This is a genomic window from Mycobacterium sp. 852002-51057_SCH5723018, assembly GCF_001667035.1.
In the GTDB taxonomy this organism is placed as follows: Bacteria; Actinomycetota; Actinomycetes; order Mycobacteriales; family Mycobacteriaceae; genus Mycobacterium.
On record NZ_LZIR01000113.1, the window covers coordinates 27,808 to 46,994 of the forward strand.

Consider the following 19,187-nt stretch of genomic DNA (forward strand, 5'->3'; position numbering starts at 1 on the left):
GCATTGTTGTTCTGAGGAGATCCGGTTCTGGCCGCCATAGCCGGAAAGGAAGAAAACGTGACGAACGCTTTTGCGGCGACGTTGCGCGCACGGGTGCTGCGGAGGCTGCGCTCCGGTGAGCCGGCCGCCGCGATTGCGGCCGATTGCGGCATCAGCCGCTCGACGGTGTATCGATGGAAGCGCGAAAGTTCTTATGGGGCAACAACTCCGGTCCCGGAACGCCGGGCCGGGTCGACGGCGCCGGTCGACGGCTACGTGGGTGACATCACCGGCCCGGGACTCACCGACAAGTGGGGAGTGACCGCCACCGACCTGGGCGTTTGCGCGGTGGCACCCAACGGCAAGCTGGTGTCGGTGTTCGGAGACACCTTCTCCGGCCCGGGCGTCGGGCACGGCGACTGGCGGGCCCCGGTCGCCCTGATCGGTACCGGGGACACCATGAACCAGATCCGCTATGAGAGCTCGGGTGGAGCGGATCCCGACTATGCGCAGCAGCTGTGGCCCTACGTCCACGACGGTCCACCCTGGAACCGGGGCGGCATCAGCACCGTCATTCCCTCCGACGTGCTGGTTATCGGGAACACGATGTACCTGCATGCCATCGTCAACCGCAGCTTCGGAAACGTCCTCTCGACCGGGATCTGGGCCTCCACCGACAACGGTGTCAGCTGGCGCCAGATGGGCTCCAAGGCAAGGTTTCCCGCGTCGTTGCACGACGGCCACGCGCAGCTGTGGTCCTGGGACTACGACCCCGACGACGGCTGGGTGTACGTCGTCTCCACCGGGTTTCAGCGCGACAAGGGCATCATCCTGCGACGCGTACGCCCCGGCGATATCGGCCGCAAGGCCAAGTACTCGGGCTGGGGCTGGGCCAACGATCAGTGGGCGTGGGGCAACGCACCCACGCCCATCACCCCGCCCGGCGAAACCTGGGGTGAGCTGACATTGCGCCGGCTGGACACCGGCACGTGGATCCTGGGCGGCTTCCTGTCCTCGGAATATGCGCTGGGGTACCGCACGATCGACTCCCCCACCGCGAACCTTTACGAGGCCGAGGTCCAGACGCCGGTGGTCGGCACCACCTGGGACGCCCAGGACCTGGCCAACAACCGAGTCGCCCAGCTGTACGGCGGATACGTTCTGCCGGGCTCACGGCTGGACGCTCCGGGCGGCGTCGGGCTGGTGGTGTCCCAGTGGAACACGACGACGGGCTGGCCGTACCGGGTGATGCAGTTCAGGGTGACGCTGAAGGACACGACAAAGATGACGACACCCCGGCGGCCGCACGGACGAAAGTGAATCGGTTTTGGCGCCCGGCTCGGGCACGGTAGAGTGCAGGACGTGCAGCGGGTGCTCCTCCTCGGACGCCGCGACGGGGTCTGATCCAGACCGGCTTCCCGTCGCGGGAGTTCGCGATGCGCCGGTCTGAGGTTCCTTCTCACATCCCGGAGCAACTACCGTGACCAACAACCCCGAGTCATTTGGCCAGGACGCGTACGCGTCCGCGAGGACCATCGTCAAACCCGCCGGGCCCACCGGCCCCGACCAGCCCAACTGGAATCCGCAGCGCGGCTCGTCGATGCCGGTCAACCGGTACCGGCCGTTCGCCGAGGAAGTCGAGCCGATCCGCCTGGCCGACCGCACCTGGCCCGACCGGGTCATCACCCGCGCCCCGCTGTGGTGCGCGGTGGATCTGCGCGACGGCAACCAGGCGCTGATCGACCCGATGAGCCCGGCCCGCAAGCGCCGCATGTTCGACCTGCTGGTGCGCATGGGCTACAAGGAGATCGAGGTCGGCTTCCCGTCGGCCAGCCAGACCGACTTCGACTTCGTCCGCGAGATCATCACCGACGGCGCCATCCCCGACGACGTCACCATCCAGGTGCTCACCCAGTGCCGACCGGAGTTGATCGAGCGCACGTTCCTGGCGTGCGAGGGTGCGCCGCGGGCCATCGTGCACTTCTACAACTCCACGTCGATCCTGCAGCGGCGGGTGGTCTTCCGCGCCGACCGGGCGGCGGTGCAGGCCATCGCGACCGACGGCGCCCGCAAGTGCGTCGAGGAGGCGGTCAAGTATCCGGGCACGCAGTGGCGGTTCGAGTACTCGCCGGAGTCCTACACGGGCACCGAGCTGGAGTACGCCAAGCAAGTGTGCGACGCCGTCGGCGACATTATCGCGCCGACGCCGGACAACCCGATCATCTTCAACCTGCCCGCCACCGTGGAGATGGCCACGCCCAACGTCTACGCAGATTCGATCGAGTGGATGAGCCGCAACCTGGCTCGCCGCGACTCCGTCATCCTGAGCCTGCATCCCCACAACGACCGCGGAACCGCCGTTGCCGCAGCCGAATTGGGCTACCAGGCCGGCGCCGACCGCATCGAGGGCTGCCTGTTCGGCAACGGCGAGCGCACCGGCAACGTGTGCCTGGTGACGCTGGGGCTCAACCTGTTCTCCCGCGGTGTGGACCCGCAGATCGACTTCTCGAACATCGACGAGATCCGACGCACGGTCGAGTACTGCAACCAGCTGCCAGTGCACGAGCGTCACCCCTACGGCGGCGACCTGGTCTACACCGCGTTCTCCGGCAGCCATCAGGACGCCATCAACAAGGGCCTCGACCAGATGAAGGTCGACGCCGACGCCGCCGACACCGACGTCGAGGACGTGCTCTGGCAGGTGCCGTACCTGCCGATCGACCCCAAGGACGTCGGGCGCACCTACGAGGCGGTGATCCGGGTCAACTCGCAGTCCGGCAAGGGCGGGGTGGCCTACATCATGAAGGCCGATCACGGCCTGGCGCTGCCGCGGCGGCTGCAGATCGAGTTCTCCCGCGTGATCCAACAGATCGCCGAGGGCGGCAGCGCGGGCGAGGGCGGCGAGGTCTCGCCGAAGGAGATGTGGGACGCGTTCTCCGAGGAGTACCTCGCGCCGGTGCTGCCGCTGGAGCGCATCAGACAGCGGGTCGGCGCCTCGGAGGAGGACAGCGGCCCGACCACCATCACCGCGACCGTCAAGATCAACGGGGTCGAGACCGAGATCAGCGGCGCCGGCAATGGCCCGCTGGCCGCGTTCGTCGACGCGCTGGGCACCGTCGGGTTCGACGTGGCCGTCCTGGATTACTCGGAGCACGCCATGAGCGCCGGGGAGGACGCGCAGGCGGCGGCGTATGTCGAAGCTTCGGTGTCGATCGCGAGCGCGGCGCAGCCGGGCGAAGCGGGTCGGCACCCATCGGGCGTGTCGATCGCGAGCGCGGCGCAGCCGGGCGAAGCGGGTCGGCACCCATCGGGCCCCGTCGGCGGCCGGACGGTGTGGGGTGTGGGCATCGCGCCGTCGATCACCACGGCGTCCCTGCGCGCGGTGGTGTCGGCGGTCAACCGCGCGTGCCGCTAGGCCTCGAAGAACGCGGTCAACAGCCGGTCGACCACCCCGCCCGGATCATCGGCGCCGGGCAGGGTGAGGTTGCTGAACGCATAGCCGTTGAGCAGGCGGCTGAGCTCGTCCATCTGCTGGGGCGTCGGGGTGAAGCCGGCCGCCTCCAAGATGAGCGTGGCGGACTTCACGGCCGCCGCCTGGAGGTCCTGGAGAAACGGTCGCAGCTCGGGCCGACGCGTTCCCTCCATGAAAAGCTCGAACCGGGCCAGCGTGTAACGGCGCCTCCGCTCGTCGGGTGCGGAGAGCATTTGCGTGATCAGCGCCTCGACGCCCTCACGCGTGAGCGGTGCGATCCCGGCCCGCAGCGCCTCGACGCGCTGCCAATGCAGATCGACGGTGCGGGCGGCGGTGGCCTCGAGCAGGGCCTGCCGCGTGCGGAAGTAGTTCGATGTGGTGCCGGCGGGCAGACCCGCCCGCTCGTCGACCTGGCGATGGGTCAGGCCGCCGATACCCACGTCGGCGAGGATGCCGATCGCGGCGTCCAGCATCTGCGCGCGGCGCTCGGGGTTGGGCGGCATCAGCTTTTGTAGCGCAGGCGCCAGAACATGATCAGGAAAGCCGGATAGACCACGATCAGCAACAGGTAGCTGAACCACATCGGAAACCACATATAGACGGACAGGTCTTTGGTGACATACGAGCACCAGACATGGAGCGGCACGCTGCCGGCGATGTAGACGACCGAGGCGGTGAAAAAGGCCCGATGCCGCTTGTTGGCGAACCTCACCCGGCGCCATACCGCGATGCCCGTGATCGCCGCATACGTCATTGGGACGAGCAAGATCCGGTCGGTCGTCAGGGTCAGCGCGTATTTCAGGGTGAGGTCGTCGCCGAAGATCACCCGGTAGACGTGGATGAGGACGCCGAGCGAGATGGTCAGCATGGCCGCCTGGCGAAAGAAGTAGCCGTGCCGGCGGTACGCCGCCCACCGGGACCCCTGGTGTACTACAGGCGTAGTGGATGTCATGCTCGCAGGCTACTACTACAGATGTAGTGGCGCAAGGGTTCGCTCAGAACAGTGCGAGCTGCTGATCGACCACGGTGGCGTCGGTGAATTCCTCCATGCTGGTGCCGCCGGCGACAGCACGGACACCGTCCATGAACTGGGCGTCGCACACCACCGGCACCCCCAGCTGACGGGCGAGATAGCCCTTGCCCTGCTCGGGGGCGGCGTCGTTGCAGACGACCAGCGAGGTTTCCCGGTCCACGGCGTCGCTGTAGGCCAGCCCGGAGTGCAGGATCCGCTCGACGAGTTCCTCGTGGGTGCGGGCCACCTCGGCGGCCAGGGCCACGCGCATGCCCTGGACGAGCGGCCTGCCCCGCACGTAGGGCCCCGGGTTGAGATACGGGCACGGCATCCGCGATGCCAGGACCTTCAGCGGCCGCAACTCGTCGTGGGTCACCCGCCCGTTCGGCCACACGCGCCGGGTCACCGGACGCACCGGCAGCCAGACGTCGCGTTGTCGCGCGCGCTCCAGCGACGACGCCAGCACGCCGGTCAGCACCAACGCGTCGTCGAAGGCATCGTGCGGCCGCTCCTGGATGACGCCCCAGTGCGCCGCGAGCGTCTCGAGCCGCAGATTGTCGAGTCCGAGGTCCAGCCGACGCGCCAGCTCGACCGTGCACATGACGTCGTCGACGGGAAGCTCGGCCTCGGCGAGTTCGGCCTCCGCGGCCAGGAAGGCATAGTCGAACGCGACGTTGTGTGCCACCAGCGTGCGACCGCGCAGCACCTCGACCAGGTCGCCGACGATGTCGGCGAACTGCGGCTGGTCCTCGAGCATGGCGGCGGTCAAGCCGTGCACGTGCGTGGGGCCCGGATCGACCCCGGGGTTGAGCAGACTGACCACGGACTGCTCCGCCCGCCCGTCGACGTCCAGGCCAAGGGCGGCGACACTGATGATCCGCGCCTGACCGGGCCGGAAGCCCGAGGTCTCGACGTCAATGACGGCCCAGCCCCTGCCCGGCTCGCTGGCCGGCCGCCCCCAGGACACCCGGTTCATGCACTGAGGATGGCACGTCCGACCGACATCGCCCGGTCGCTGCGCGGTCGTGTCGGCCCTGAAAGTTGATCATCGCGACCCCTTAAACTGCGCGGGTGGTTACCACCCGTGCACGCCTGGCGCTCGCCGCGGGAGCGAGCGCGCGATGGGCGTCGCGGGTCACCGGGCGCGGGGCCGGGGCGATGATCGGCGGCCTGGTCGCGATGACCCTGGACCGCACGGTGCTGCGCCAGCTCGGGGCGGGGCGGCGCACCGTCGTCGTCACCGGCACCAACGGCAAGTCGACCACCACCCGGATGACGGCCGCGGCGTTGGGGACGATCGGCACCGTCGCCACCAACGCGGAGGGCGCCAACATGGACGCCGGCTTAGTCGCTGCGCTGGCCGCCGACCGAAACGCACGGCTGGCGGCCCTGGAAGTCGACGAGATGCACGTGCCGCACGTGTCCGACGCCGTCGAGCCCAGCGTCATCGTGCTGCTCAACCTGTCGCGCGACCAGCTGGACCGGGTCGGCGAGATCAACGTGATCGAACGCACGCTGCGGGCCGGCCTGGCGCGGCACGCGAAGGCCGTCGTTGTCGCCAACTGCGACGACGTGCTGATGACCTCCGCGGCCTACGACAGCCCCAACGTCGTATGGGTGGCCGCCGGTGGCTCCTGGGCCAACGACTCGGTCAGCTGCCCGCGCAGCGGCGAGGTCATCGTCCGCGAGCAGGGCCACTGGTACTCGACCGGCGCCGACTTCAAGCGGCCCAGCCCGCAGTGGTGGTTCGACGAGCACACCCTGTACGGGCCCGACGGGCTGGCCCTGCCGATGCGGTTGGCGCTGCCGGGCGCGGTGAACCGGGGCAACGCCGCGCAGGCCGTGGCCGCCGCCGTCGCGCTGGGCGCCGATCCCGCGGCGGCCGTCGCCGCCGCCTCCGGCGTCGACGAGGTCGCCGGTCGCTACCGGACCTTCCGCGTCGGCGCGCACGAGGCGCGGGTGCTGCTGGCCAAGAACCCGGCCGGCTGGCAGGAGGCGCTGGCGATGGTCGACAAGCACGCGGCCGGGGTGGTCATCTCGGTCAACGGGCAGGTCCCCGACGGCGAGGACTTGTCCTGGCTGTGGGATGTGCAATTCGAGCACGTAGGGAAGGACTTCAAAGGGACAGTCGTCGCCGCCGGGGAACGCGGAACCGACCTGGCGGTGCGCCTCGGGTATGCCGGCGTCGAGCACACCCTGGTACACGACACCGTGGCGGCCATCAAGTCCTGCCCGCCGGGGCGGGTCGAGGTCGTCGCCAACTACACCGCGTTCCTCCAGCTGCAGCGAGCGTTGGCGCGCCATGGCTAGCGACACTTCTACATCTGTCGTGCGGGTCGGGCTGGTGCTGCCCGACGTGATGGGCACCTACGGCGACGGCGGCAACGCGCTGGTGCTGCGCCAACGGCTGCGACTGCGCGGCATCGCCGCCGAGATCATCGAGATCACGCTGGCCGACCCAGTGCCGGAGTCCTTGGACCTGTACACCCTGGGCGGCGCCGAGGACTACGCGCAGCGGCTGGCCACCCGCCACCTGCTTCGCTATCCCGGCCTGCAGCGCGCGGCGGACCGCGGCGCGCCCGTGCTAGCGATCTGCGCGGCGGTCCAGGTGCTGGGGCACTGGTATGAGACGTCGGCGGGGGAACGGGTCGACGGCGTCGGCATGCTGGACGCGACAACCTCGCCGCAGGAGGTACGCACCATCGGCGAGCTGGTCGGCAAGCCGGTGCTGGCCGGACTGACCCAGCGGCTCACCGGCTTCGAAAACCACCGCGGCGGCACCGTCCTGGGTCCCGCGGCGTCGCCGCTGGCCGCCGTAATCAAGGGCGCGGGCAACCGGGTCGGTGACGGCTTCGACGGCGTGGTGCAGGGCAGCGTGGTCGCGACCTACATGCACGGACCCTGCCTGGCCCGCAACCCGGAGCTGGCCGACCTGCTGCTGAGCAAGGTGGTGGGTGAGCTGCCGCCGCTCGAGCTGCCCGAGGTGGAGTTGTTGCGCCGCGAGCGGCTGGCGGCCCGCTGACCGCGGCCAGCTGCGCCACCCGTCGCTCGACACATAAACGGCTGCGACGACACGCCGGCGCGCGTCGCAATACGTTATGTCTGGTGGCCTGCCCAGCTGCGCTCCAAGAATTCGCCAAGGATCCTTGCAGGGCGCTCGGCCAGCGTTTGGGCCATGACCCTCAGATGCACCACGGTCGCCCGCGCGGCGCGGATCGTCGGGCTCGCGGCCGTGTTGAGCGCGGCCGCCGGCGCGGCGGTTGGGTTCGCGGGTGCGGCCGACGCCGCGCCCTCTCCGCGCAGCGGCGGGATGCACGGCAACCCGGCCGCCGCCGCGAACTATTGGCGCTACCAGCAACAGGATCGCGACTGCGGCGAGATGGCGGTGGCCGACGTGGTCGGCGAGATCACCGGCCGCCAGCCCAGCGAGGACGCGGTCAACGCCGCGGCTGAAAACATCCCGAGCGGCAGCCACCCCGGACCGATCTATCGCCCCGGCAGCAGAACCAGCAACGGAGACCTGGCGGTATTACTCGCGCACTACGGCGTCCAGGCCGCGTCGGTCCATACGACTATCGACGCGCTGGAGCACGACCTGGACCAAGGGCGCAAGGTGATTGCCGGAGTCAACAACAAGATCCTCTGGGACGAAGGCGGCAACCGCGCCGAGGAAAATCACTTCGTGGTCGTCACCGGCATCGACGCCGGCGCCGGTGTGGTGCACCTCAACGACAGCGGCGTCAAAGCCGGCCGCGATGAACAGGTTTCCATCGCCACCTTCGAAGCGGCGTGGAACACCAGCGACAACTTCGCCGTCGTCACCAGGTAAATGCCCGCGTCAGACCATCGCCCGGCGGCCGGTGAGCGCGCGGCCTAGCGTCAGCTCGTCGGCGAACTCCAAGTCACCGCCCATCGGCAGGCCCGACGCGATCCGCGTCACGGTCAGGCCGGGGATGTCGCGCAGCATCCGGACCAGGTAGGTGGCGGTCGCCTCGCCCTCGGTGTTGGGGTCGGTGGCGATGATCACCTCGGTGATGTCGACGTCGTCGACGCGCTCACCGATGCGGGTCAGCAGCTCGCGGATCCGCAGCTGATCGGGGCCCACCCCGGACAGCGGATCAAGCGCGCCGCCCAGCACGTGGTAGCGGCCGCGGAACTCGCGGGTGCGCTCGACGGCCTGGACGTCCTTGGGCTCCTCGACCACGCACACCAAAGAGCCGTCGCGGCGCGGGTCCGAGCAGATGCGGCAACGCTCGTCGTCGGAGACGTTGCCGCACACCGCGCAGAACCGAACCCCTTCGCGGACCTTCGCCAGCACCGCGGTCAGCCGGTCGATCTCCGGCGGCTCCACCGACAACAGGTGGAAGGCGATCCGCTGCGCGCTTTTAGGCCCGATGCCCGGCAGCTTGCCGAGCTCGTCGATCAGATCCTGGACCGGTCCCTCAAACATGTCGGTGTGGCGTCTACAGCCCCATCTGAGTCGGCGGCGCGGTCGGCGGCGCCGGCGGTTTCGCCGGCACGCCCATCCCTCCGGCCAGGGCGCCCAGCCGCTCCTGCGCCATCTTGGTGACCTGGCTGGAAGCGTCACCCATGGCGCCGACGATCAGGTCCTGCAGGGTCTCGATGTCGCCGGGGTCGACGACCTTCGGGTCGATCTTCACCGCGACCACCTCGCCGCTGCCTTTGACCACGACCTCGACCAGGCCCCCGCCGGCTTGCCCGTGCACCTCGGCGTTCGCCAGCTGTTGCTGGGCTTCCAGCAGCTTTTGCTGCATCTGCTGCGCCTGGGCGAGCAGCTGCGACATATCGCCTCCGGGTTGCATGACAATCCCCTCGCATCTTGGTCTCGAGTTGGTTTCGCCTGTGGATGTCGGGCGATTCGAAACACCCAGCGTAGACCGCGCGACGCTACCTTTGCGCCGTGGACGTACGAGTGAGCAGGCGTGTCGGAATCAAACTGGCGGTCGGTGTGCTGATTGCTGCGTCGGCGGCGATCATCCCGACCGCGACCGCAGTCCCGTCCAATATCGCCGGCATGGTCGTTTTCATCGACCCCGGCCACAACGGCTCCAACGACGCTTCCATCACCCATCAGGTGCCCACCGGTCGTGGCGGCACCAAGGACTGCCAGACCAGCGGAACCTCGACGAACGCCGGCTATCAGGAGCACACGTTCAACTGGGACACCGCGCTGCGGGTTCGCGCCGGGTTGAACGCGCTGGGCGTCCGGACGGCCATGTCGCGCAGCAACGACACTGCGCTGGCACCGTGCGTCGATGCGCGCGCCAACATGGCCAACTCGTTGCGCCCCAACGCGGTCCTGAGCATCCACGCCGACGGCGGCCCGCCGTCCGGCCGCGGGTTCCACGTCAATTACTCGGCCCCGCCGCTCAACCAAGTGCAGGCCGGACCCTCGGTGCAGTACGCCCGCATCATGCGCGACCAGTTGCAGGCCTCGGGTATTCCACCTTCTAACTACATCGGCCAGGACGGCCTGTACGGTCGCTCGGATCTGACCGGCCTGAACTTGGCGCAGTATCCGTCGATTCTGGTCGAGTGCGGCAACATGAAGAATCCCGCGGATTCCGCGCTGTTGGAGTCACCCGAGGGCCGGCAGAAGTACGCCGATGCGATGGTGCGCGGCGTCGCGGGCTTCCTGGCCACCCAGGGCCAAGCGCGCTAGCTCTTCTCTAGTTCTTTCTTCAGATTGGCGAGCACCTCGCCCTGAATCCTCTTCAGCCCCAAGGGCGCAAAGGTCTTTTCGAAGAAGCCCTTGACGCCGCCCGCGCCGTCCCAGGTGGTCTTGACCGTTACGCTGGATCCCGGTCCGGCGGGGGCCACCGTCCAGTTGATGATCATCGACGAGTTCGCGTCCTTCTCGATGACGGTGTGCCCGGCGACATCGACGTTGACCTGCACGTCACGCACCCGTGATTTGGTCGCCTGCAGCTTCCACTTGGCGACCGTGCCCGCTCCCTGGCCGCCCTGCAGCACCTGATACTCGCTGTACTGCGGGGAGAGGATCTTCGGGCGCACGTTCTGGTAGTCCGCGACCGCGGCAAGGGTGGCCGACGGTTCGGCATTGATCAAGATGGTGCTGTCTGCGCTGACCTGTCCCATCAGGCGCTACCCCCTCGTATGTCTTTTGGTGTCCTGTGATGACGACCGCGCACGGGTGCACGGGCTGTGGTCGAAGACTAGGGTATATGTGGTGCCTGTCCCTGGATCTGCACTCTCGGCTCACACAGCGGGCGTCGACCGGTTGATGGCGAGTTATCGATCCATCCCGGCGACATCCGCCGTCCGGCTCGCCAAGCCCACCTCAAACCTGTTCCGCGCCCGCAGCAAACGCGATGCGCACGGGCTGGACACGTCCGGGCTGACCGGCGTGCTTGGTGTCGATCCCGAAACCCGCACCGCCGACGTGGCCGGCATGTGCACCTATCAGGACCTGGTGGCCGCGACCCTGCCGTACGGCCTTTCGCCACTGGTAGTCCCGCAATTGAAGACCATCACCCTCGGCGGGGCGGTCAGCGGCCTGGGCATCGAGTCGGCGTCGTTTCGCAACGGGTTGCCCCACGAGTCGGTGCTGGAGATGGACATCCTCACCGGCGCTGGCGAATTGCTCACCGCATCCCGCAGCCGGCACCCCGATCTGTTCCGCGCCTTCCCCAATTCCTATGGGACGCTGGGATATTCGACCAGGCTGCGGATCGAGCTGGAGCCCGTCGCGCCGTTCGTGGCGCTGCGGCACATCCGATTCCGCTCGCTTCCCGACATGGTCGCGGCCATGGAACGCATCATCGACACCGGCGGGCAGGGCGGCACCCCGGTGGACTATCTGGATGGCGTGGTTTTCAGCGCCGACGAAAGCTATCTCTGCGTCGGCCGGCGCACCACCACTCCGGGGCCGGTCAGTGATTACACCGGAAAAGACATTTACTACCAATCGATTCGGCACGACTGCGCTGGTGTGGAAGCCACCAAGGACGACCGGCTGACGATTCACGACTATCTCTGGCGCTGGGACACCGACTGGTTTTGGTGCTCGCGTGCGTTCGGCGTGCAAAACCCGCGGGTGCGGCGCTGGTGGCCGCGCCGCTACCGGCGCAGCAGCTTCTATTGGAAACTGGTCGCCCTCGACCAGCGCTTCGGCATCGCCGACCGGATCGAGAAACGCAACGGCCGCCCCCCGCGCGAGCGGGTGGTGCAGGACGTCGAGGTGCCGGTTGAGCGCAGCGTCGAATTCCTGGAGTGGTTCCTCGACAACGTGCCCATCACGCCGATCTGGCTGTGCCCGCTGCGGCTACGCGACCACGACGGCTGGCCGCTGTATCCGATGCGACCGGATCACACCTACGTCAACCTCGGGTTCTGGTCGTCGGTGCCGGCCGGCCCCACCCAAGGCGCGACCAACCGGGCCATCGAGGCGAAGGTCAGCGCGCTCGACGGGCACAAGTCGCTGTACTCCGACTCCTTCTACACCCGCGAGGAGTTCGACGAACTCTACGGAGGCGAGGCCTACAAGACGGTCAAGAAGACGTACGATCCCGACGCTCGTCTCCTCGACCTCTACGCAAAGGCGGTGCAACGGCGATGACAGCGACTAGCGAGACCAAGGAGCCCGACCCCACCAGCCACCACCTTGGGGCCAAATTCACCATGGCGGAGATCCTGGAGATCTTCGCCGCGACCGGGCGTCATCCGCTGAAGTTCACCGCGTACGACGGCAGCACCGCGGGCAGCGAGGAGGCCAGGCTGGGCCTGGACCTTCGCACGCCCCGGGGCGCCACCTACCTGGCCACGGCCCCGGGTGAGCTGGGCCTCGCCCGCGCCTACGTCTCCGGTGACCTGCAGACGTATGGCGTGCACCCCGGCGACCCGTACGACCTGCTCAAGACGTTGACCGACCGGGTCCAATTCAAGCGGCCGCCGGCGCGGGTGCTGGCCAACATAGTCCGTTCCATCGGGGTCGAATGTCTGTTGCCCGTCGCCCCGCCGCCGGAGGAAGCCCCACCGCGGTGGGTGCTGGTCGCCGCCGGCGTGATGCATAGCAAGACCCGCGACGCCGAGGCCATCCACCACCACTACGACGTCTCCAACACCTTCTACGAGTGGGTGCTCGGCCCGTCGATGACTTACACCTGCGCGGTCTATCCGCACGCCGAGGCGACGCTGGAAGAAGCGCAGGACAACAAGTACCGGCTGATTTTCGAGAAGCTGCGGCTGCAGCCGGGCAACCGGTTGCTCGACGTGGGCTGCGGCTGGGGCGGCATGGTGCGCTACGCCGCCCGCCGCGGTGTGCGCGCGATCGGCGCCACGCTGTCGGCCGAGCAGGCCAAGTGGGCGCAAAAGGCAATCGAGGACGAGGGGCTGGCGGAGCTGGCCGAAGTGCGCCACTCCGACTACCGCGACGTGGGCGAGGCCGGGTTCGACGCGGTGTCGTCCATCGGGCTGACCGAGCACATCGGTGTCAAGAACTACCCGGCCTACTTCGGTTTCTTGAAGTCGAAGCTGCGCACCGGCGGGCTGCTGCTCAATCACTGCATCACCCGCCACGACAACAAATCGACGTCTTTCGCCGGCGGATTCACCGACCGCTACGTCTTCCCGGACGGCGAGCTGACCGGCTCGGGGCGCATCATCACCGACGTCCAGGACGCCGGTTTCGAGGTGTTGCACGAGGAGAACTTCCGGCACCACTACGCGATGACCCTGCGCGATTGGTGCCGCAATCTGGTCGAGCACTGGGACGACGCGGTTGAAGAGGTGGGCCTGGCGACCGCCAAAGTGTGGGGCCTCTACATGGCGGCCTCACGAGTCGCCTTCGAACAGAACAACCTTCAGCTGCACCACGTGCTGGCGGCCAATGTCGACGCCCGCGGCGACGACGACCTGCCGCTGCGCCCATGGTGGCAACCCTGAGGCTTAGTTCGATGGTGGCGACCCGTTGCGCCCGGCTACGCCGCCCGGCTACGCCGCGCTTACGGTCCCCACTAGCCCCCGTCGATCCGGCGCGCGCCCAGCTCGTTCTGCAGCAACTCGAGCGCGACCTCTTCGGGATCGCGTCGCGGTGCCGACGGCTCGCTGCGGCCCGCCTCGGCGAGCATGTGTTCCTCGTCGTCGTCCCGCCCGGCGGATTCCACGGGATCTGCAGCGGGGGCGACCTCTTCCACCTTGGGGGGCAACGGGTTTGATGCGGGCTCCCCATCACCGGCCTCACAGCGGACCCGCCAGCTCACCCCCAGCGCGTCCTTGAGCGCCTCGGCGATGACGTCGGCGTTGCGCTGTTCGCAGAGCCGCTTGGCCAGCGGAGCCGACGCGTGGGTCAACACCAGCGTGTTGCCCTCGAGCGCGCGAACGGTCGCGCCGGCCAGCATCACCTCTGTGGTGCGACTGCGCTGGCGCACCTTGTCGCGCACCGTCGGCCACATGGTACGCACCGCGGCGGCGTTGAGTTCGCCAGGGGCGGAAGCGATTTCGGGTTCGGGCTGCGGCGCCGGAGCCGGCTCAGGCGGAGGCTTGGGCTGCGGCTCGGGCTTGGGGGTGGGCTCTTCGGCGGCTCGAGGGGCCGGCCTGCGGGGCCGGACGGGCGCGGCCGCGGGCTGAGGCGGCGGCGCCGCGCTCTCGGCGGCGGGGATGGACATGCCCATCCGGGTCTCGATCCGCTCGACCCGCTGCAGAAGCGCCGACTCGGCGTCGCTGGCCGATGGCAAAAGCAGTCGCGCGCAGACCACTTCGAGCAGGAGGCGCGGCGCCGTCGCACCTCGCATCTCGCCCAGCCCGGCCTGCACCACCTCGGCATACCGGGTCAGCGTCGCCGGGCCGATGCGGGCCGCCTGGTCGCGCATCCGGTCCAGCACGTCCTCCGGCCCGTCCACCACGCCACGGCTGGCCGCGTCCGGAACCGCTTGCAGCACAATGAGATCGCGGAACCGGTCCATTAGGTCGGTGGCGAAGCGGCGTGGGTCATGACCGGCGTCGATTACCGATTCGACCGCGCCGAACAACGCGGCGGCATCCCCGGCCGCCAGCGCATCGACGGCGTCGTCGATCAGCGCGACGTCGGTGGCGCCCAGCAGCCCCAGTGCCCTCTGGTAGGTGACGTGGTTGTCCTCGGCGCCGGCCACCAGCTGATCGAGCACCGACAGGGTGTCGCGCGGCGAACCGCCGCCGGCGCGGATCACCAGCGGGTACACCGCATCGTCGACGAGGACGCTCTCCTGCTCGCAGATCCGCCCGATCAACGCTCGCATGGTCTTCGGCGGCAAGAGCCGGAACGGGTAGTGATGGGTGCGCGAACGGATCGTCGGCAGCACCTTCTCCGGCTCGGTGGTGGCGAAGATGAAGATGAGGTGCTCGGGCGGCTCCTCCACGATCTTGAGCAGCGCGTTGAAGCCGGCGGTGGTCACCATGTGCGCCTCGTCGACGATGAACACCCGGTAGCGCGACTGCGCCGGAGCGTAGAAGGCGCGGTCACGCAGCTCACGCGTGTCGTCCACGCCGCCGTGGCTGGCCGCGTCGAGCTCCACCACGTCGATGCTGCCGGGCGCGTTCGGCGCCAGCGCCACGCAAGACTCGCAAACCCCGCAGGGCGTGGCCGTCGGCCCCTGCGCGCAGTTGAGCGACCGGGCCAAAATGCGCGCCGACGAGGTCTTTCCGCAGCCGCGCGGCCCGGAGAACAGGTACGCGTGGTTGATCCGGCCGGCTTCCAGGGCAATCGACAGCGGCTCGGTGACGTGCTCCTGACCCACCACTTCGGCGAAGGTTGCCGGTCGATATTTGCGGTAGAGGGCCACGGTCAGCAGGCTACCGGCGCCGGCCGACTGGAGCGCGGCTGGCATCGGGTGTGCATCAGTGGCTTTCGGTGTGAACCTACGGTCGACTCGCTCGGCGTGTCGTCGCCGTCAGCTCACACTGGATGCCGCGGCGACGAGCAGCGACTCGGACGCCGCCAGCAGCGCGCACGTCGCCAGCCCGTCAACCGCGTCGCGCAGGTCCGGCAGCGACGGGAAGGTGGGCGCGATGCGGATGTTCTTGTCGTCCGGGTCTTTCCGGTACGGGAACGACGCGCCGGCCTCGGTCACGGCGATCCCGGCGTCTTTGGCCAGCGCGACGGTACGCCGTGCCGTGCCGGGCAGTACGTCGAGGCTGATGAAGTAGCCGCCCTTGGGGTCGGTCCACGAGGCGATCTTGGAATCGCTCAGCCGCTTGTCCAGGATTTCCAGAGCCAAGGCGAACTTCGGCGCAAGGATCTGCTGGTGGCGCAGCATCTGCAGGCGCACCCCGTCGGCGTCGCCGAAGAAGCGCAGGTGCCGCAGCTGGTTGACCTTGTCGGGGCCGATCGACTTCTTGCCCGCGTATTGCAGATACCAGGCGATGTTTCCCAGCGATCCACCCAGGAAGCTGACCCCGGCGCCGGCGAAGGTGATCTTGGAGGTGGACGCGAAGACGTAGGGCCGGTGTGGGTTGCCGGCCTTGGCCGCCAGCCCGAGCACGTCGACCTGGCGGATGAAGTCGTGGGTCAGGGTGTGCACCGCGTACGCGTTGTCCCAGAACAGCCGGAAGTCGGGCGCCGCGGTCCGCATCTGGACGAGCCGGCGGACCGTCTCCCAGGAGTAGGTGATGCCGGTGGGGTTGCCGAACACCGGCACCGTCCACATCCCCTTGATCGCGGAGTCGACGGCGACGAGCTCCTCGATCAGGTCGACGTCGGGGCCGTCGTGCAGCATCGGGACCGGGATCATCTCGATGCCCATCGTCTCGGTGATGGCGAAGTGCCGGTCGTAGCCGGGGACGGGGCACAAGAACTTGATGCCGTCCTGCTCCTTGATCCAAGGCCGCGGCGAGTCCACCCCGCCGTACAGCAGCGAGAAGGCGACGAGATCGTGCATCAACTCCAGGCTGGAGTTGTTACCGGCGATCAGGTTTTGCACCGGGATGCCGAGCAGCTCCCCGAAGATGGCGCGCAGTTCCGGCAGGCCGTGCAGGCCGCCGTAATTGCGGGTGTCGGTGCCCTCGGCGTCGCGGTAGTCGTCGCCGGGCAGGCTGAGCAGCTGGCTGGACAGGTCGAGCTGCTCCGGAGACGGTTTGCCGCGGGTCAGGTCCAAAGACAGCTTCTTGGCCTGCAGCTCCGCGTAATCCTGCTGGTTGCGGGCGTGCGCGGCGGCGAGCTCCGCAGGGCTGAGGGAATCGAACGACACCATAGCTATTGCGGGCCCTTTCGCCGTCCAACCGGGGTGGGGACAAGTGGCGACCGCAAGCGCGGCGCAGCCGGGCGAAGCGGGTCGCCACTCATCGAACATAGGGGACCCCGCGCACCCGACAGAGCCCATTGACCCTTGCTGCCTTCCGGCCCTGGGGGAGTTCACAGGATAGACGCCGCGCGGGGTCCTGCGGCGAGTCTAATACCTGGCCGGAAGCGACTAGCCGCGGCCTTTCAGAGGGCACCGCGCACTCGGTTACGATGGCCCACGGAGGATTCGCCTAGTGGCCTATGGCGCTCGCCTGGAACGCGGGTTGGGTTAATAGCCCTCGCGGGTTCAAATCCCGCATCCTCCGCCATCGGTCGTACTCGGTTGGGGCGCGACCACGCACGGGGGTTGTTTGGAATCGCTGTGACCGGCCTTTAGGCTGGCTTACCAGCCAACGAGGCTCACCAGCAGCATGAGGAGGCGTATGGGGCGCAAGGTCGCCATACCGTGGCACGCGCTGTTTTCGATCGCTGCCGGCTTCCTGTACTTCTTTTTCGTGCTGCCCCGCTGGCCTGAGCTGATGGGCGACACCACGCATTCGTTGGGGACGACGCTTCGGATCGTTACAGGTGCGCTGGTGGGGCTGGCCGCGCTGCCGGTGGTGTTCACCCAGCTGCGCACCCGCAAGCCGGAGCTGGGCACGCCGCAGCTGGCGCTGACCATCAGGGTCTGGTCAATCGTGGCGCACGTGCTGGCCGGCGTGCTGATCGTCGGCACCGCGATCAGCGAGATCTGGTTCAGCCTGGATGCCGCCGGCCGCTGGTTGTTTGCGATTTACGGCGCCGCCGCCGCGATCGGTGTGCTCGGTTTCTTCGCGTTTTATCTGTCGTTTGTCGCCGAGTTGCCGCCGCCACCGCCGAAACCGATCAAGGCCAAGAAGCCCAAGCGGCGACGTCTGCGCCGCAAGAACGCCGACGAGGCAACCGCCGAAGAGACCGAAGACGCCGAAGCCGAAGACGCCGAAGCCACCGAAGCCGAGGACACCGAAGCCGCCGAGGCCGAAGAGTCCGAAGACGCCGGCGAACCGGAGACCGAAGAAGCCCAAGAGCCGGAGCAGGAGGAAGAACCTACCGAAACCGCCGTCGAGCCCGTGGCGGAAGCCGAACCGGTCGCCAAGGAAGCTGAGCAAACCCCCGAGGAGCAAGACACCAAGGCCGCCGAAGAGGCTGGGGGCGGCCTGCGCAACCGCCGACCGACGGGCAAGGGCTCGCACCGGATGCGGCGCAGGCGCACCCGCGGCGGCGTCGCGCTCGACGAATAAGCCAGCCTCAGCGGCGCCGCAGGCCCTCGACGTACGTCGCGAGGCGCTGCTGGGTCTCGTCGGCGCCCCACAGCTGGCGGACCTCGGCGTCGACCGGGCCGGCCTCGCGCATCCGCGCCAGAGTGGGGGCCCGCAGCTGGGCCTTCGTGTGGCGGTAGGCGTCGACGGGGATCTCGCCGAGCTCGGACGCCTCCGCCACCGCCGCCTCGATGAGATCCTCGGCGACGACGCGGTGGGCCAGCCCGTTGGCGACGGCGTCGGCCCCCCGGTACACGCGGCCGCCGAGCAATGCGTCCTCGGCGCGGTCTCCGCACGCGTAGCGCATCACCTCGAGCGCGGCGACCGGGAACGGCACCCCGACGCGGACCTCGGACGCCCCGATCTGCGCCTCGGGGCTGATCAGCCGGCGGTCGCAGGCGCAGGCCAGGACGCACCCGCCCGCGATGGCGGCGCCGTTGATCGCGGCCACTGTCGGCCCCGGGTAGCAGAACATCGCCTCGAGCGCCTCGGATAGCGCCGGGACCAGGCGGTCGGTGTAGTCCGCGCCGCCGTCGACCACCCGGTTGAGGTCGACCCCGGCGCTGAATACCTTCCCGGTGCCGGTCACAACGAGTGCGTCTCCGCCGGAGTGCCGCAGCTCGCCGAGCGCGCCCGCCAGCTCTTCCAGCAGCTCGACGTCGAGGGCGTTGACGCGCCCCGACGAAAGGGTCAGCACCCGCACCGGCGCGACGGACTCGATCTCAATCACGATGACACGATAACGACGGGGATGTCGGTGTTCTCATCGGTGTGATAGCTCGCGCACACCCGGTGGTAGCCGTCGGCGACCTGCAGCGGGACACCCGTGGTGAAGTCGCCGCGCACCAGCAGGATCGGGGACAGCGGTTGGCCCTTTTCGATCTTGGACAGATCCGCCGCGACGTGAGGGTTGTCGACGGGCAACAGGCTCAGCTGCGCCGCCCGCAGAATGTCTTTGGCCTTCTTGTACTTGATCGCGCCGGTCTTCAACTTCTTCGTCAACTTGGCGACGGACTTCGCGTTCGCGAGCAAAGCAAGGTAGTCGGCGGCCGCTGGAAAGTCGTGGGCCTCAGGCTTTTCCAACCACGTCACGCCTGTCATCGCGCATCTCCCTTCCTGGGCCGATGTCGACGCAGCCTACCGGGTCGACGCCGAAATTGGGATCGGTAGCGGCCGGACACGTCTGTACTT

At 68.5% G+C, this 19,187-nt stretch carries 19 protein-coding genes, 1 tRNA gene and 1 other RNA gene; 10 read left to right on the forward strand and 11 right to left on the reverse strand.

The features are described from left to right. The first annotated feature begins 57 nt into the window (after positions 1 to 57). Both A5764_RS23400 and leuA read left to right on the forward strand, forming a co-directional pair. Positions 58 to 1,299 carry a DUF4185 domain-containing protein gene (locus A5764_RS23400; RefSeq protein WP_156664832.1) on the forward strand — a complete coding sequence of 414 codons (1,242 nt, stop codon included), beginning with the start codon at positions 58 to 60 and terminating at the stop codon, positions 1,297 to 1,299. A 160-nt stretch (positions 1,300 to 1,459) separates the two neighbouring features. Then, positions 1,460 to 3,394, forward strand: a complete 1,935-nt coding sequence (leuA, locus tag A5764_RS23405) for a 2-isopropylmalate synthase (RefSeq protein ID WP_067117948.1) — start codon at positions 1,460 to 1,462, stop codon at positions 3,392 to 3,394. Here the strand turns inward: leuA and A5764_RS23410 are convergent. The 3 genes from A5764_RS23410 to A5764_RS23420 are packed head-to-tail and all read right to left on the reverse strand — an operon-like array spanning position 3,391 to position 5,439. Then, positions 3,391 to 3,954, reverse strand: a complete 564-nt coding sequence (locus tag A5764_RS23410) for a TetR/AcrR family transcriptional regulator (protein ID WP_067117951.1) — start codon at positions 3,952 to 3,954, stop codon at positions 3,391 to 3,393. The two genes, leuA and A5764_RS23410, sit on opposite strands and share 4 nt — an antisense overlap. Continuing rightward, a complete protein-coding gene (locus A5764_RS23415) occupies positions 3,954 to 4,403 on the reverse strand; it encodes a hypothetical protein (RefSeq protein WP_067117954.1) in 450 nt (149 codons plus the stop codon). Before A5764_RS23415 ends, A5764_RS23410 begins: the two co-directional genes overlap by 1 nt. A 43-nt stretch (positions 4,404 to 4,446) precedes the next feature. Next, positions 4,447 to 5,439 carry a DEDDh family exonuclease gene (locus tag A5764_RS23420; RefSeq protein ID WP_067117957.1) on the reverse strand — a complete coding sequence of 331 codons (993 nt, stop codon included), beginning with the start codon at positions 5,437 to 5,439 and terminating at the stop codon, positions 4,447 to 4,449. Positions 5,440 to 5,534: 95 nt separating this feature from the next. On the opposite strand from A5764_RS23420, the gene A5764_RS23425 reads away from it, so the two are divergent. The 3 genes from A5764_RS23425 to A5764_RS23435 all read left to right on the forward strand — a co-directional run bounded on the left by A5764_RS23425 (position 5,535) and on the right by A5764_RS23435 (position 8,292). Then, a complete protein-coding gene (locus A5764_RS23425) occupies positions 5,535 to 6,773 on the forward strand; it encodes a Mur ligase family protein (RefSeq protein ID WP_067117960.1) in 1,239 nt (412 codons plus the stop codon). After that, positions 6,766 to 7,485 (forward strand): type 1 glutamine amidotransferase, encoded by a 720-nt coding sequence (locus A5764_RS23430; RefSeq protein WP_067117963.1) that lies wholly within the window; start codon positions 6,766 to 6,768, stop codon positions 7,483 to 7,485. Before A5764_RS23425 ends, A5764_RS23430 begins: the two co-directional genes overlap by 8 nt. A 153-nt stretch (positions 7,486 to 7,638) precedes the next feature. Continuing rightward, positions 7,639 to 8,292: a C39 family peptidase gene (locus A5764_RS23435; protein WP_082951863.1), complete on the forward strand. Its 654-nt coding sequence runs from the start codon at positions 7,639 to 7,641 to the stop codon at positions 8,290 to 8,292. A 9-nt stretch (positions 8,293 to 8,301) separates the two neighbouring features. On the opposite strand, the gene recR is transcribed toward A5764_RS23435, so the two are convergent. Together recR and A5764_RS23445 are read right to left on the reverse strand one after the other, a co-directional pair. Next, positions 8,302 to 8,913, reverse strand: coding sequence for a recombination mediator RecR (recR, locus tag A5764_RS23440; protein WP_067117966.1), 612 nt, complete (start codon positions 8,911 to 8,913; stop codon positions 8,302 to 8,304). A 13-nt stretch (positions 8,914 to 8,926) separates the two neighbouring features. Next, positions 8,927 to 9,286: a YbaB/EbfC family nucleoid-associated protein gene (locus A5764_RS23445; RefSeq protein WP_067117969.1), complete on the reverse strand. Its 360-nt coding sequence runs from the start codon at positions 9,284 to 9,286 to the stop codon at positions 8,927 to 8,929. Positions 9,287 to 9,384: 98 nt separating this feature from the next. Between A5764_RS23445 and A5764_RS23450 the strand changes: the two genes are divergently transcribed. Further along, positions 9,385 to 10,146: an Rv3717 family N-acetylmuramoyl-L-alanine amidase gene (locus A5764_RS23450; RefSeq protein ID WP_197501693.1), complete on the forward strand. Its 762-nt coding sequence runs from the start codon at positions 9,385 to 9,387 to the stop codon at positions 10,144 to 10,146. Here A5764_RS23450 and A5764_RS23455 read toward each other — a convergent pair. Next, on the reverse strand, positions 10,143 to 10,583 hold the full coding sequence (locus A5764_RS23455) for an SRPBCC family protein (RefSeq protein WP_067117972.1): 441 nt from the start codon (positions 10,581 to 10,583) through the stop codon (positions 10,143 to 10,145). The genes A5764_RS23450 and A5764_RS23455 overlap by 4 nt on opposite strands. An 88-nt stretch (positions 10,584 to 10,671) precedes the next feature. On the opposite strand from A5764_RS23455, the gene A5764_RS23460 reads away from it, so the two are divergent. Next, a complete protein-coding gene (locus A5764_RS23460; RefSeq protein ID WP_067117975.1) occupies positions 10,672 to 12,063 on the forward strand; it encodes an FAD-binding oxidoreductase in 1,392 nt (463 codons plus the stop codon). Further along, entirely contained in the window at positions 12,060 to 13,388 is a 1,329-nt protein-coding gene (locus A5764_RS23465; RefSeq protein WP_197501697.1) for a class I SAM-dependent methyltransferase, read from the forward strand. Before A5764_RS23460 ends, A5764_RS23465 begins: the two co-directional genes overlap by 4 nt. A 71-nt stretch (positions 13,389 to 13,459) precedes the next feature. On the opposite strand, the gene A5764_RS23470 is transcribed toward A5764_RS23465, so the two are convergent. The 3 genes from A5764_RS23470 to ffs form a co-directional block, all read right to left on the reverse strand. Next, positions 13,460 to 15,262, reverse strand: a complete 1,803-nt coding sequence (locus tag A5764_RS23470) for a DNA polymerase III subunits gamma/tau (RefSeq protein WP_067118033.1) — start codon at positions 15,260 to 15,262, stop codon at positions 13,460 to 13,462. A gap of 108 nt (positions 15,263 to 15,370) precedes the next feature. Then, positions 15,371 to 16,666: an aminotransferase class I/II-fold pyridoxal phosphate-dependent enzyme gene (locus A5764_RS23475; protein WP_156664833.1), complete on the reverse strand. Its 1,296-nt coding sequence runs from the start codon at positions 16,664 to 16,666 to the stop codon at positions 15,371 to 15,373. Positions 16,667 to 16,764: 98 nt separating this feature from the next. Then, positions 16,765 to 16,861: signal recognition particle sRNA small type (ffs, locus tag A5764_RS23480), an RNA gene on the reverse strand. A 77-nt stretch (positions 16,862 to 16,938) separates the two neighbouring features. Here ffs and A5764_RS23485 point away from each other — a divergent pair. Beyond that, positions 16,939 to 17,027: transfer RNA gene (locus A5764_RS23485), tRNA-Ser, on the forward strand. Positions 17,028 to 17,141: 114 nt separating this feature from the next. Further along, positions 17,142 to 17,978 carry a hypothetical protein gene (locus tag A5764_RS23490; RefSeq protein WP_067117981.1) on the forward strand — a complete coding sequence of 279 codons (837 nt, stop codon included), beginning with the start codon at positions 17,142 to 17,144 and terminating at the stop codon, positions 17,976 to 17,978. 7 nt (positions 17,979 to 17,985) lie between these two features. Here A5764_RS23490 and A5764_RS23495 read toward each other — a convergent pair whose 3' ends face one another. Together A5764_RS23495 and A5764_RS23500 are read right to left on the reverse strand one after the other, a co-directional pair. After that, complete coding sequence (locus A5764_RS23495) at positions 17,986 to 18,726, reverse strand: enoyl-CoA hydratase/isomerase family protein (protein ID WP_067117984.1); 741 nt, start codon at positions 18,724 to 18,726, stop codon at positions 17,986 to 17,988. Further along, entirely contained in the window at positions 18,723 to 19,097 is a 375-nt protein-coding gene (locus tag A5764_RS23500; RefSeq protein ID WP_067117987.1) for a hypothetical protein, read from the reverse strand. Before A5764_RS23500 ends, A5764_RS23495 begins: the two co-directional genes overlap by 4 nt. Positions 19,098 to 19,187 lie beyond the last annotated feature (90 nt).

Bases quoted from the DNA above. Each gene is read 5' to 3' on its own strand.
- recR (WP_067117966.1), bottom strand. From the start codon at position 8,913: ATGTTTGAGGGACCGGTCCAGGATCTGATCGACGAGCTCGGCAAGCTG.
- A5764_RS23465 (WP_197501697.1), top strand. From the start codon at position 12,060: ATGACAGCGACTAGCGAGACCAAGGAGCCCGACCCCACCAGCCACCAC.
- A5764_RS23435 (WP_082951863.1), top strand. From the start codon at position 7,639: ATGACCCTCAGATGCACCACGGTCGCCCGCGCGGCGCGGATCGTCGGG.
- A5764_RS23455 (WP_067117972.1), bottom strand. From the start codon at position 10,583: ATGGGACAGGTCAGCGCAGACAGCACCATCTTGATCAATGCCGAACCG.
- A5764_RS23430 (WP_067117963.1), top strand. From the start codon at position 6,766: ATGGCTAGCGACACTTCTACATCTGTCGTGCGGGTCGGGCTGGTGCTG.
- A5764_RS23500 (WP_067117987.1), bottom strand. From the start codon at position 19,097: ATGACAGGCGTGACGTGGTTGGAAAAGCCTGAGGCCCACGACTTTCCA.
- A5764_RS23445 (WP_067117969.1), bottom strand. From the start codon at position 9,286: ATGCAACCCGGAGGCGATATGTCGCAGCTGCTCGCCCAGGCGCAGCAG.
- A5764_RS23420 (WP_067117957.1), bottom strand. From the start codon at position 5,439: ATGAACCGGGTGTCCTGGGGGCGGCCGGCCAGCGAGCCGGGCAGGGGC.
- A5764_RS23490 (WP_067117981.1), top strand. From the start codon at position 17,142: ATGGGGCGCAAGGTCGCCATACCGTGGCACGCGCTGTTTTCGATCGCT.
- A5764_RS23415 (WP_067117954.1), bottom strand. From the start codon at position 4,403: ATGACATCCACTACGCCTGTAGTACACCAGGGGTCCCGGTGGGCGGCG.
- A5764_RS23410 (WP_067117951.1), bottom strand. From the start codon at position 3,954: ATGCCGCCCAACCCCGAGCGCCGCGCGCAGATGCTGGACGCCGCGATC.